Here is a 12,618-nt window from a genome sequence, read left to right on the forward strand (position 1 = left end):
ATATGATTAATTTACATCGTTTCTCGCCAGGATTTCAGCTGGTGTGTTCCTCATCGTGTTGAAGACAGGAAGCAGTCCTGCAACCAGGTTAAACACCGCCACAATGGCAAAGCTGATTAAAAATACTGCCGGATTCATCAAATATTGTTCCCCGATCATCGGTACTTTTGATATCCCGTTCAATATATACGCCATCAGCGCCATAGCCGGCAAAGTAGTCAACGTAGTCAGTGCAATAATTTCACCTACGAACATCTTATAGATATCTTTTTTCTTCAGACCGATGGCCCTCAAAACGCCGACTTCTTTGATTCTCGACAGGAATGAGGATCTGAGCATCAAGTAAATCTCTATAAGCGAGATGATCAGAATGATTCCACATACCAGCAATGTCGCCATAACCTGCTTTTTGATACTGTCGATATACTGCTCCCTGCTGTTCTCATAGTTATCTGTAATTTTGATATTCTGAGAGGAGAGCTGATCAAAGGTCGCTGACTTATCCTTCGGTGAGAGAACCATACTTTTCTGACTACCGATATAATAATATTTCGCCATTTTTGCAGTGACATAGATATTGTCTCCTTGGCGTTTGTCAGAATAGTAACCGCAGACGGTCAGTTTTTTCCCGTTGATCTTCACATCCAGGTCACTGCCGATAGCGGCTTCAAACCGATGATTCTCATTGATCAAAGCTTCATAGTCGTTCTTTGGGGCACTGCCACTGGTAATCTGAATATCTTCATTCTTCTTGACCAAATCATAATTGACTACCTGATCTTCTGTGCTTTCTGCATCCTCCATGCCCTGTTCATCCTCAGCGCCTTTAGAAGGCTGATTGCACAGGATGTCGATGAAGAGGTCTTTCTCTGTATAAATCGACGGGCTGCCCTGGTCGGTGATACCGGCAATGGTGAATTCTCCCAATCTGTTCAACTCCAGTTTTCGACCGACAAAATCCTCATAGGTGGATATGCCCACCTGCTGTACCTCATAGTTACCGAGAATGCTGTCGATGACCATTTTGTCGATGATGATTCCCCTCTCACTGTCAGCAAGCTTTCCAGCAATCAAACTGTCTTTTGTAACCATGTCGATGTCCGAAAGCGAACCGCTGACCGTGGTCATGGCGCCTGCCGATTGATAGTAATCGTCAATAGGCATGATGAAACTAGCGTTGGAGTCCCCCGGAAGAACGTAGTCTACATCCTCCCGATTTTCATATTTTTCATAGAAAGCAGGGCTCAGCTTTGCCGTGTTTATCGTCAGATAGTTCTGATTGACCTGCACAAATTTGTCGTCAGTCACGTTAGTGATGCCGGCGATATTGCTGACTGCATAGATGGAGAACATGGAGGCCAGCACGAATCCCAGTAATAGAATTTTTTTGATGATGGAATAGGAAAAAATCTTCTTATATCCATTGACCAGGAGGGTTCCCAAGTTAAAGATGGAGGTGTAATGCGGCTTGAAACTCTCGTCGATCAGCTTGTCGTAATCGAATTCGTAGTCCTCGTAGATATCTTTGGAAATCTTCTTGTAGTGGTCGTCAATCAGTTCCACGGCATCGGAGCCTTCTCCCATCCCCTTAGGCGTTTCCAAATAAATGTTGTTGTTTCTGACAACAACCTTAATCTCCAAAGGTGCATCTTCTTTGTCACTGTAATATCTGACCTTGACATTATCCTGTATCAGTTCTTTCTGAACAGGCATATCCTGCAGATAGATTTTGTTCTCCAGCCTGTAGTCCAGCTCATCGTTATGGGCATTTTCCTTGTCGCTGACAATTCTACCATCAACGATTTCGATAATTCTCGATGCGTAAAACTCTGCAATTTCCCGTTCATGAGTGACCAGAATGACCAGCTTTTCTCTGGAAATCGCTTTGATGATGTTCATAATCTCGATGGTATTTTTGCTGTCCAAGTTCCCCGTCGGTTCATCGGCAATGATAATCTTCGGGTTCTTGACGATGGCACGGGCAATACCGACTCTTTGACGTTCTCCGCCGGAAAGCATCTTAGCCGGACGGTTCTTGTACTTGTCAATCCCCACTCTCTTCAGAATGTACATGACCCGTTCTTCGATTTCTTTCTTGTCCTTAATGCCCATCATCTTCAGCACCAAAGCCACATTGTCAAAGACCGTGTCGTCCTCAATCAAGTTGTAGTTCTGAAAAATATAACCGACGCTGACATTTCTAATCTCATCTTTTTTCCCGTTGGATTTTGTCGTGATCCTGTCGTCGTCGATATAAATTTCCCCGCTGTCTACTTTGTCGAGACCGCCGATGGCGTTAAGCAGAGTGGTCTTTCCGCAGCCGGAATTGCCCAGGAACGTAACCAGCCCTTTGTTTTCAAGTTCGATGGAGGTATCGTTGATAACGTGGATCTCATTGCTTTTCTTCTTGTTGAAATACTTGTTTACCTTTGTTAATCTAATCATCCCGTTACACCTCCTCTTTATATGCGTTCATGGCAGTTTTCTTGAATAACTGTCTCGCGTATCTGGCCGCCAGCAAAATAGACATCAAGCAGAGCACCACGTACAGGATGATATAGTCGCCTGCAGTCAGGAAGGATGCCATCTGTATCAGCGTATCATTTTGCACCACGCCGGTCTTAACTAGCATGATTATCAGCATGCAGAAGAAGAATGCGATGTTAAATACTGCAAACAGCTCTGTCTTCAGCAGAGAACTGCAGTTGGCCTTTGTGGCACCCAGCATTCTGATCGTGGAGAAGTAGACGTTTCTCGACTTCAAGATCAGCTTTGTAATAAAGTACGTGATGAAGAAGAGCACCAACAGCATTGCCACTAGCATAATGGTTCTCAGTGTTTCCTGAATAATGTCAAATCCCTGAGAATAGCTGATTACGCCGTCGCTGACGTTAAACGTATCGAATCCGGCCTTTTCAATTTTCCCAGCGGTCTCCTTTGCTGTTTTATAATCACTGACGATGACGCTGGACTGGAAGTTTCCTTTATTGAACATCGTGCTGTAATCTTCTGGGTTGATGAACAAAGTGCCACTGATCGCGTCAAAATCGTCACGATCCAGATAATAACTCAAATTACTCTTATTGTATACAGCTCCGACTTTGAACTTGAAGGTATCTTCAAAGTACAGGCTCTGATTGGTCAGCTTCAGTTCTTTTCCCACAGCATCAGATTCTGCCATGGCGCCCACATCCTCTGATACGTATATCTCCCCTTTAGGAACTTCTGAAGAGGCGCGGATCGGCATAACCCCGGCCGCGGAATTACCCTCAGCGATGTGATCTGCCAATTCGATTTCCTGTGTGCAATAACGTTCCAGGGCTGCCAGCCTGATATTTGACATGGTGGCATCGTTAACACACAAGTAACCTTCCAGGTAGATGTCGCTCTCTTCCAGGACTTTTTGCTGTTCCTCGGTCATATATCCATAGCCTACGATTTTCACTTTATCTTTTATGATGGCATTGCCGCTGTTTTGATCCATGACTTCCGCTTTTTTATCCATAATCACATCCATGAATTGCGCGGCATACTGGTCTCTCGGGCAGATTATAATGGCTTCGTTGCTGTTTTTCGGCATTCTGCCTTCTTCCAGCTGACCTGCATAATCTGCGGCTTCCCCTAACTTTGTCGTCACATAATATTCGCCCTTTTCGCTGTCATCAGTCACGTTTGCCACAAGATCGAGCAGCAGGTCGTATTCCACAATCTTATCCACATTGTCGATTTTCTTAATCTTCTCATAATCCTCATCAGTAAACTCTTTGCCACCTGGTTTGGTTACAAGAATGCGGTTCTTCTCGGTATCCGAAAAGTAGTTATTAAAACCGCCAGTAGTCATTTCCCCCATATACATGAACGAGGAATACTGTGCAAAGACTGCTGAGCACAAAAAAATAAATACAACTAAAAGAAGCAAAAACTTTGCTGGTATATTAAAGGTGTTTCGGACACCCAGCCTGGCCATACTGCTAAAAGATAGCGAATCCGCTTTTGCAGTCTTTATTTCGGTTTCTTTCTGATCTGCCTGCATGGCAGTCACTCTCAGCCGCTTGTCTTCCGCCACTCTGCCGTCATGCATGGCGATTTTTCTCGTCACATAAGGTTCCACTTGGTCATAGTTGTGGGTTACGACAATAATCAATTTGTCCTTTGACAGTTGGTGAAGCAGCTTAATGATTTCTGCTGCCGATTTGCTGTCGAGGTTTCCTGTCGGTTCGTCAGCTACGATAATCGGTGTCTCTTTGGCCAAAGCGCGGGCGATGGCCACCCTCTGCTTCTGACCGCCAGAAAGTTTAGAAGCCTTTGTCTTCTCATAGTCGGACAAGCCCACTTGCTCGATAATTTCCCTAACCCTGTCAGGGATCTCGCTCCTGTCATATCCGCTCATCAAAAGGACTAGCTCAACATTCTGATAGACGGTATAGCTGTTAATCAGATTAAAAGTCTGAAAAATGCTGCCGATATACTTCTTACGGTAATCTTCCAGATCCTCCTTGGAGTATCCGCTAGTTGGCTGCCCCATAATATACATTTCGCCCTCTTCGTAAGAATCCAGACCGGAAATTACGTTGAGGAGGGTGGATTTGCCACTGCCGCTTTCACCAGTGATCGCGACAAATTCGCCAATATCAAATTCCAGGTCCACTTTGCTGAATCCTGTGGATACCAGCCCGTTCCCAGAGTAGAATTTTGATACACGTTCTAATCTTAACATTTTCGTTCCCCTTTCTTTGGATATCTTAATATAGCATACTAAGGGCACAAAAATCTACGAAAGTTGACGAAGTTTAAGAAACGTAAGAGAATTGTAAGAAATGAGTGCATGACGGCGGCAAAGCTGCCTATGCACTCATGTCACAGCCTTACGGCGTGACGACGATTAAGGTACATTCCTTGCCTTTTCGCCCCAGCTTTAGCTGGCCTGGCGAAACGGACAGCGAAAGGCGCGTTAGCGACTGGAGGAGTGAGCGAAGCGAGTGTTGATACTCCGAACCAGGCAGCTCCGCTCCCTCTTCTCCGTATTAAGAAATCACAAATGCATGACGGCGGCAAAGCCGCCTATGCACTCATGTCTCATTTTCTTTTCTTAAGTAAAAATGGGGTTTTCCCATTCCTGATCCCATGTTAAAATAAGTTTTATCACGAATATACTTTGAACAAGGAGGCTGACAATTTATGCTTAATCCTATCGTTATGGCCGCGTAAGCAAGACTATCGCAGCCGTTAGGAATGAAATACGTGTTGTAGATAGTGCTTGCTCTTCCCGTTGAAATACTAAAATGAGGAGCGCGAGATGGGCTATAAGAAAGCAACACACATACTGCCGCAGGACTTGCTGGAAAAAGTGCAAGAGTATATAGATGGAGAATTTCTCTACATTCCAAGAATTTCTGATAACAAAAAAGACTGGGGTGCAACCACGTCAATTCGCCAGGAATTGAGGGAACGAAATAGGCAAATCTTTGCAGATTATCAAGCCGGAGAGCAGATGGGCTCATTAGCCGAGAAATATTTCCTATCTCTCAAGAGTATCCAACGAATCGTCGGGCAGTTAAAAAAAGAACAACTTGAATAAACGAAGCTGCTGCTCAGGTAGATCAATAATCTACTCGGGCAGCAGTTTTCTTTTGCGGCGATAGCAGTTCTCAATATTTGTAAGTTCAGAAGCGCCTCCTTTTTCCCACTTTTAATTATGAAGAAAGTATGAGGTCGGATTTATCATACTTCCATGCTACACTAAAATCATGAAAAAATTAATTTGGAAAATACAATACGATTCAACGCCGCTAGTCTATCGACACTGTAAAAAATGCGGGAAAAAAACGCACTTTAAATCCTCTGACCAGTTTCGCGTCAATGCACAGCGACAATATTTAGACATATGGTTGATTTATAAATGTACAAAATGTAATACAACTTGGAATGCGACAATCTATTCCCGCATTTCTCCACAAGCTTTGACAGCAGAGCAGCTCAATCAATTTCAGGAAAACGACCAGGTTCTGGCTAGGAACTACGCGTTCAACTCTGAACTTCTCCACAAAAGCGGGACAGAATGTGAGCTGCCTGAATTTTCAGTTGTCGGCGATGATATCATCACTGGAGAATATGCCGAAGTGAAATTGATAAGTGAATATATTTTACCAATCAAAATCTCCGCAGTTCTCAGGAAGAAATTGCATCTTTCACAAAAGGCTTATAAGGAACTAGTTGAAAACGGACGGATCAAAGATCGCTCTGATCGAAACCTGCTAAAAAGCAAACTGAATCTGGAAACAGTTATCGTATTTCTTCCGTAAGGACAGGGCATATATCGGTGGGCAATAGAATAAAATGATGTCAGTGACTTTTATGAAAGGATGTGATTAAAATCATGAATAAGTTACAAAAAAAGCAGCAAATGGTACTGTACATCGTCATTCTCTGTCTTGCTATCTGTTTTCTGCTTTCTAAACTCCTCCTTACGGAGCAGCTCTTCATATACTCTGCAGTCTTAATCGGTACAGTCTTCATTTCTATTTCCATTTATATTGGCGCAAAACAGTTCCGCCATGTAAAGCATGGTAAAACGCAGCTGATGATGATATTCTTATCCGCTTTCCTTGTCGTCGCAGCAGCACTTTATTTGCATAGATAAGGGCCACCGCATTGAGTTCGATTCTAATGCAGCGCCCCGCTTTATCTTTTTTGAAATTCTGAATTCGGATCTCCCATGGCTCTCCAGCCATAGCGGTAAATGGAAAGGACTATGGACCCCAGGGTAATGCTTTCATTGAGTACGCCGCCCCACGAGCCGACAAGGATATCGTATAAAAGCCAGCACGGCGAAGCGCACGCCAGATTCGACAGGCGTATTTTTTGTGCGTTATTTGTCCAGTATCCGACATTGCTTGCAATCAATGCTGCAAAAGGCAGCAGGCTGATGGCGCCCTTCCATGTGAAAACGAGAATCACTGTGCATACTGCTGATAAAATCACGATCCATCCTTTCCATCTGACCCACGAGTATTTGTCGTACCACATCAGCAGGCCGTTTCGAAACATGATGACCATCAAATTCAGACAGCCGCTTAAGGCATTCAACAGAAAAAATTGCAGGCAAAACAGCGCGCTGCCCAATATCTGACAGAAAAACAACGCTCGATTGGATTTTATCTGGTAAGAAAAAATAAACAGCAATACACCTATATATCCAATTGCCTGAATCAGTATGTCATGCATTGGCTCCCTCCTTATAGTTCTCTCTGTGTACAAACACATTACTTCTCATCGCCGGTTTTGTCAAGTATTGTTATCCGCTTATCCATATTTGCATCAGGTTTTAATTTTCATCGGTATTATGTTGCGGCCTTTTTTGCATAAAATCACAAAAAAGACTGTTTTGGAAAAACTCTCAAAACCATTGTATTTGAGACATTCATAATTAAAATTTTCCGATTTATTATTAAAAAACGCCGCTAAACACTGCAACTGCTTGCTCTATTACTTTTTTCCAAATCAATAAAAAAACGCCTTTTCGGCAAAAACAGGAAAAGGGGCATCACGCCAGCGGATTAATCCATCTGCGCGACGCCCCTTTGCATCTTTAAAAAAATCTTCTAGAATTTTACATAATAAACCCGACAACCACATACAGCACAGCAGAAATCAGTGCAACGGACAATGTATATGGAAATTGGCTTCTGATGTGCTCCGCAATCCCACATTTTGTTGCAGAACATGCCACTACAGTCGTATCGGAAATTGGCGATGACTGGTCTCCGAACAGACCGCCGCTCCAAACCGCTCCCGCAAGAAGGGGAATGCTCGTCCCCATGGTGAATGCCATTGGCATGACGAGAGGCAGCACTACCGCCATCGTCCCCCAGGAACTTCCAGTGGAGAAAGAAATAATCAAGGCGATGGTAAAGGCGATAACCGGCAGCAGCGCCGGACTCAAAATGCCTGAGAAGGCATTGGCCAAATACGCTCCCGTGCCCAAGGTCGATACAAGGTCTCCCAGTCCCAGAGCAAAGGTCAGGATGATGATAATTGGAAGCATTCCTATCCATCCCTCATACAGTGCCGCGCTGGCCTCTTTGAATGTCATCACTCGCTTAGCCAAAATCATGATGAAAGCAATAGCGATGCCGGACAATACACCCCATAAGAAGGATCTCATGCCAGCTCCATTTAATATATTTCCATCGCCAGTGATATACATACCAATAATGGTCACTGCAATCATAGCTGCCACAGGCAGAATCAACAGCAGACAGGTCGTCGTCTTCTCATCCTCGCCTTTTTCGTAAACGCCGCTGGCCTTTGCCAGCTTATCCTCCTCAATGACGCGCTGCTCCGCTTTTTTCATCGGTCCAAAGTCAAAACCAGTCAAAATCATAATCGGCACGATTGCCACTGCAAGGATGACATAAAAGGACAGCGGTATGGATTTGATCATGACTCCAGCAGCACCCTCGACGCCCGAATTCTCTAACACGCTGATCATATAAGCACCCCAGCTGCTCAAAGGAATCAAGGCGCAGACAGGTGCTGAAACAGTATGTACGATAAAGGCCTGCTTTTCAGGTGAAGTCAGGTACTTGTCGTTGACAGGTTTCATAATAGACCCGGCAATCAGGCTGCTCATGTTTGCAGAGACAAATACGATGATACCGATGAGCCAGGTGATAAAGTTGGCTGATTTTTTTGATCTGATCAGCGATGTCCGTACCGTCAAAAAGTCGATAAAGCCGTTGACACCGCCCGCTTTTTGAATCAGCAGAATCATGCCGCCCATTAGAGAGATTGCCAGCATGGTGGTCAAATTGCTTCCATCGGCAAATACCGTTTCAACTGATTTGATGATGCCGTCCACTCCAGAGAGAATATTGCCATCAAATACGATGACATTACCGATAAAAAGCCCCAACAGCAATGACACATAGACATTTTTTGTGGTAAGGGCCAATCCTACTGCAACAATTGTAGGAATAATTGATAAGATTCCATATTCCATTTTTGCTCCTTTCTTTGCTAAATAATCATAAAAATCGCAGAACCCATCAGCACGCAGTGAACTGCCACTGAAAAAGTTCTTTGGTTAATCCGTTTTAGTACCAGGCTGCCTGCTAAGCCACCGGCGATGACTGCTGGCAGCAGCATCAGGCAGACTGCGGTCGATACGCTTGTCATCTGTCCAGAAATGAGATACTTTCCCAGAAGAAAAGTATTCAGTACCGCCCAGTAGCCGCACACAGTGCTGCGCAGTGCATCCTTGTCCTCAATTGTTTTATTCAAAAAGGCGATCAGCAAAGGCCCGCCGATACCATAGGCCGATTGCAGCGCTCCGCTTCCGATTGGATAAAGGTAGTGCCAAAGCTTCAGCCCCTTCTCCTTTTTCCCTCTGTATATTCCAGACAATTCATAAGCCGAATTCATGATGATGAACAGGGCCAGACAGATTTTGATCAACTGCTCAGAAACATGGTCCATAAGATAATCCGCCGACATCGATCCAAAGAGAACCGCCAAGGTGAGTACAACCACCAGCTGCCGGACGTTTACTTTCTTTCTCTGGCGAATCAGAATAAAAACAGACTGGGCACCCGTAAAAAGCCATGCCGCGGGCATAAAGACTTCTCTCGGCAGCACGAGCAGTGCAAAGGGGAGGCAGAAGATTGCCGCGCCAAATCCTGTAATCTGTTGGATAAAATAGCCGCAGAAAAAAACGACTAGCAGAAAAATCGACGGCAGTAATGCCGGCATGCTGTTCATCGTTAACCTCTTTTCAGGAAAGCTGTACAGCAATGCATACCGCCCCAGGCTTTTACAACCTCGTCATATTCTATCACATGAACCTTGACACCGTTGCTCTCCAAAATTTCCCTGGACTTTTCGTTGGCCGCCGGCATGACGATTTCCCCCGGTTTGATCGCGACAAAATTAACGCTGAAGCCCTCCTTGCACTCTCTGGTATCCGGGCATTCCAAGATCTTATAACCTTTCTTTTTCATGGTATCGACCACGCTGTATGGAACTTGGGATGGATACATGTAGACCAGGTCATGGCTGGCGATGTTAAACACGCCATCAATGTGCGCCTGCCCGCAAGGTGTCTGCATATAGATGATCTCTTTGACGCCGATTCTTCTCAGTTCCTCGGCCACCTGCTCTGCCCCTGCTCTGTTGGTTCTGGCTCCAATCGCCAAAATTACGGTCTCTCTGTCTACCCACATGACATTTGCACCTTCAAAATAGCCGTCCGCGTTAATGGTCTTGATGATGGGGATGTTTAAGTTGGCGACAGCTCTCGCTACAGCCGTCTCTTCGCCTCTTCTTGCCGCCATAGCCGGTCTGCAGATAATGGCCCCTTCTGGCGTCATCAGAAGTAGATCTCTGCAGAACAAGGCATTGGGCCGGTCTTTTCTTTGCTCTTCCACATAATGGACGGCAATGCCTTTGCTCCTGTAAAAATCAGCCAGCTGATCGTGCTGTGCTCTGAATCGCTCAGGGTCAATCTCCGTGCGGAATCTCACTTCACGATAGTCAAAATCGTCGACTTCCTTTCCCGGTCTTCGCATCAAAACAGCTTTCAGCTCATCAACCTCTGAATGGCAGCCCCAGTCTCCCCAATATTCAGTCATATCTTCTTCAAACCAAGTTTCTTTTGGGAACCATCTGTCTCCGCCCAAGGGGTCAAAGGCTTTTTTCTCTAATGTGTCGTACATATTTTATGTCTCCTTTCCAATTCTATTGACTTAACAGATATATGAGCAAAAGCTGTGCCAACACTTTTTCGTAGGAAAATAGGGTGCTACCGTCTCTCAGTTCCGGTTTGCGGCACATTTTGTAAAATAATTATTTTCTTCTTGTAAAAAAAATGTACGCCACTATACTATAATAAAAAACGTGGAAATGACGGAATCAAAGATTCCTATTTCCGCATGTCGCCCAAGGAGCGACCCTTCGCAAGGTGCGTTCTTTGCCTTTTCGCCCCAGCTTTAGCTGGCTAGGCGAAACGGACAGCGAAAGGAGCGTTTGCGACTGGAGGAGTGAGCAAAGCGAACGATGAAACATACGGAAATCCGCCCTTCGGACGATATTTCCTATGTTATAAAAAACGTGGAAATGACGGAATCAAAGATTCCTATTTCCGCATGTCGCCCGCAAGGGACGATTCAGACGATATTTCCTATGTTATAAAAAGAGAGGAGGCTCCCCGTGTTATCAAAATATATAGAAAAAGCCATGAAACTCTACAAAAATATCGACGGACTAGCTGCCGTCGATAAAGAAGGAATCATCCGATATTATTTTAATTACCGCCCGAATATCAATCCGCTGTCCGCTGAAGAGGCTCTGAACAAACATGTCCTGGACGTCTTTCCAAGCCTTGACGAAGAGACCAGCACTTTGCTTACCGTACTGCGCACTGGCGAGCCAATCCTCAATTATTTCCAGGAGTACGATAACTGTGTGGGTGTGAGGATCAAAGCCATCAACACGACCATGCCCTTAACTGATGCAAATGGACAGTTGATTGGTGCCATCGACGTGTCGGTTTATATCACCAATGAACGCAATCGTCTCTCCATCGTGATGAACAAGCCTGCCAATCCCGCCAACTTGTTCACTGTCAGCGACATCATTACCAGAGATGAGCATATGATACAATTAAAAGAAAATCTTATCAAGATTGCTTCCACCAGCTCCTCTGTTTTGATTTATGGAGAAACAGGCACGGGCAAAGAACTTTTTGCACAGTCCATCCACAGCGCCAGCCAGAGAAAGGACGGACCGTTTATCGTACAAAATTGCTCCGCGATTCCAAATACGCTTCTGGAAAGTATTTTCTTTGGAACCGTCAAGGGCAGTTACACAGGTGCTGAAAATCGCAAGGGCCTGTTCGAATTGGCAGACGGCGGCACTTTGTTCCTCGACGAGATTAATTCTATGGATATCAACATGCAGAGCAAAATTCTGCGGGTTCTGGAAGAAAAGAAGGTCAAGCGAATCGGCGGTCAGAAGGACATTTCTTTTGATGTACGCATTATCTCCGCTGTCAATGAAAAACCCGAAGTCGTTCTCAATCAAGGAAAAGTCAGAACCGATCTGTACTATCGCCTTTCTCCCGTGCAGATTACCATTCCGCCCCTGCGCGAACGCAAAGGCGATATTCCCATCCTGACAGATTACTTTATCAATTATTTCAATAAAATGATGCATCGAAACGTCCTGGGAATTACAGAAGATGCCTTAAAAGTGCTGCGAAACTACTCCTGGGCTGGTAACGTCAGAGAACTGAAAAATATCATCGAGGGTTGTTTTAACATTGTAGACGACGGGTTCTTAACGAGAGAAAATATCCCCGCCTATCTCCTTTCCTCTATCAAGTATTACGAAAATACTTCGACAGACGACGACTTGCAGCCTCTGGACCAACGAGTAAAAGCCTTTGAAAAGGACATCATCATCAAAACGCTGCAGCAGCACCCCACATTATCATCTGCCGCCAGAGCCTTGTCCATCACCAGACAGAACCTGCGCTACAAGCTGGAGAAATATGAGATAGAGATACAGAAGATTATAGATGAGCAGTAATTAGGTTTCTTTCGAGAGCACATTGAACAATAT

The 12,618-nt window shown here is 44.8% G+C and carries 10 protein-coding genes; 4 read left to right on the forward strand and 6 right to left on the reverse strand.

Annotated elements, in window-relative coordinates; genetic code table 11:
- Nucleotides 1–6: 6 nt before the first annotated feature.
- The gene (locus ACMQ5W_RS06705; protein WP_419024375.1) at nt 7–2,445 is read right to left on the reverse strand and encodes an ATP-binding cassette domain-containing protein; all 2,439 of its coding nucleotides are present in this window, start codon (nt 2,443–2,445) and stop codon (nt 7–9) included.
- Nucleotides 2,446–2,449: 4 nt separating this feature from the next.
- Nucleotides 2,450–4,717: an ATP-binding cassette domain-containing protein gene (locus tag ACMQ5W_RS06710; RefSeq protein ID WP_419024377.1), complete on the reverse strand. Its 2,268-nt coding sequence runs from the start codon at nt 4,715–4,717 to the stop codon at nt 2,450–2,452.
- A 579-nt stretch (nt 4,718–5,296) separates the two neighbouring features.
- Here ACMQ5W_RS06710 and ACMQ5W_RS06715 point away from each other — a divergent pair.
- The 3 genes from ACMQ5W_RS06715 to ACMQ5W_RS06725 all read left to right on the forward strand — a co-directional run bounded on the left by ACMQ5W_RS06715 (nt 5,297) and on the right by ACMQ5W_RS06725 (nt 6,640).
- Nucleotides 5,297–5,578 carry a CD3324 family protein gene (locus ACMQ5W_RS06715; protein ID WP_148490632.1) on the forward strand — a complete coding sequence of 94 codons (282 nt, stop codon included), beginning with the start codon at nt 5,297–5,299 and terminating at the stop codon, nt 5,576–5,578.
- 169 nt (nt 5,579–5,747) lie between these two features.
- Nucleotides 5,748–6,302: a DUF1062 domain-containing protein gene (locus ACMQ5W_RS06720; RefSeq protein WP_419024379.1), complete on the forward strand. Its 555-nt coding sequence runs from the start codon at nt 5,748–5,750 to the stop codon at nt 6,300–6,302.
- A gap of 74 nt (nt 6,303–6,376) precedes the next feature.
- Complete coding sequence (locus ACMQ5W_RS06725; protein ID WP_419024381.1) at nt 6,377–6,640, forward strand: hypothetical protein; 264 nt, start codon at nt 6,377–6,379, stop codon at nt 6,638–6,640.
- A 41-nt stretch (nt 6,641–6,681) separates the two neighbouring features.
- Here ACMQ5W_RS06725 and ACMQ5W_RS06730 read toward each other — a convergent pair whose 3' ends face one another.
- The 4 genes from ACMQ5W_RS06730 to ACMQ5W_RS06745 all read right to left on the reverse strand — a co-directional run bounded on the left by ACMQ5W_RS06730 (nt 6,682) and on the right by ACMQ5W_RS06745 (nt 10,712).
- Nucleotides 6,682–7,224: a YgjV family protein gene (locus tag ACMQ5W_RS06730; protein ID WP_419024382.1), complete on the reverse strand. Its 543-nt coding sequence runs from the start codon at nt 7,222–7,224 to the stop codon at nt 6,682–6,684.
- Between the two features lie 385 nt (nt 7,225–7,609).
- On the reverse strand, nt 7,610–9,001 hold the full coding sequence (locus ACMQ5W_RS06735; protein WP_419024384.1) for a Na+/H+ antiporter NhaC family protein: 1,392 nt from the start codon (nt 8,999–9,001) through the stop codon (nt 7,610–7,612).
- Nucleotides 9,002–9,018: 17 nt separating this feature from the next.
- Complete coding sequence (locus ACMQ5W_RS06740; RefSeq protein WP_419024386.1) at nt 9,019–9,759, reverse strand: TSUP family transporter; 741 nt, start codon at nt 9,757–9,759, stop codon at nt 9,019–9,021.
- A 2-nt stretch (nt 9,760–9,761) separates the two neighbouring features.
- Complete coding sequence (locus ACMQ5W_RS06745) at nt 9,762–10,712, reverse strand: dimethylarginine dimethylaminohydrolase family protein (RefSeq protein ID WP_419024388.1); 951 nt, start codon at nt 10,710–10,712, stop codon at nt 9,762–9,764.
- Nucleotides 10,713–11,205: 493 nt separating this feature from the next.
- On the opposite strand from ACMQ5W_RS06745, the gene ACMQ5W_RS06750 reads away from it, so the two are divergent.
- Entirely contained in the window at nt 11,206–12,585 is a 1,380-nt protein-coding gene (locus ACMQ5W_RS06750) for a sigma-54 interaction domain-containing protein (RefSeq protein WP_419024390.1), read from the forward strand.
- The last annotated feature ends 33 nt before the right edge of the window (nt 12,586–12,618 follow it).

Origin of the sequence: Emergencia sp. (assembly GCF_048465375.1) — a bacterium.
In the GTDB taxonomy this organism is placed as follows: domain Bacteria; phylum Bacillota; class Clostridia; order Peptostreptococcales; family Anaerovoracaceae; genus Senimuribacter.

Bases quoted from the DNA above. Each gene is read 5' to 3' on its own strand.
- ACMQ5W_RS06705 (WP_419024375.1), bottom strand. From the start codon at position 2,445: ATGATTAGATTAACAAAGGTAAACAAGTATTTCAACAAGAAGAAAAGC.
- ACMQ5W_RS06710 (WP_419024377.1), bottom strand. From the start codon at position 4,717: ATGTTAAGATTAGAACGTGTATCAAAATTCTACTCTGGGAACGGGCTG.
- ACMQ5W_RS06715 (WP_148490632.1), top strand. From the start codon at position 5,297: ATGGGCTATAAGAAAGCAACACACATACTGCCGCAGGACTTGCTGGAA.
- ACMQ5W_RS06720 (WP_419024379.1), top strand. From the start codon at position 5,748: ATGAAAAAATTAATTTGGAAAATACAATACGATTCAACGCCGCTAGTC.
- ACMQ5W_RS06725 (WP_419024381.1), top strand. From the start codon at position 6,377: ATGAATAAGTTACAAAAAAAGCAGCAAATGGTACTGTACATCGTCATT.
- ACMQ5W_RS06730 (WP_419024382.1), bottom strand. From the start codon at position 7,224: ATGCATGACATACTGATTCAGGCAATTGGATATATAGGTGTATTGCTG.
- ACMQ5W_RS06735 (WP_419024384.1), bottom strand. From the start codon at position 9,001: ATGGAATATGGAATCTTATCAATTATTCCTACAATTGTTGCAGTAGGA.
- ACMQ5W_RS06740 (WP_419024386.1), bottom strand. From the start codon at position 9,759: ATGAACAGCATGCCGGCATTACTGCCGTCGATTTTTCTGCTAGTCGTT.
- ACMQ5W_RS06745 (WP_419024388.1), bottom strand. From the start codon at position 10,712: ATGTACGACACATTAGAGAAAAAAGCCTTTGACCCCTTGGGCGGAGAC.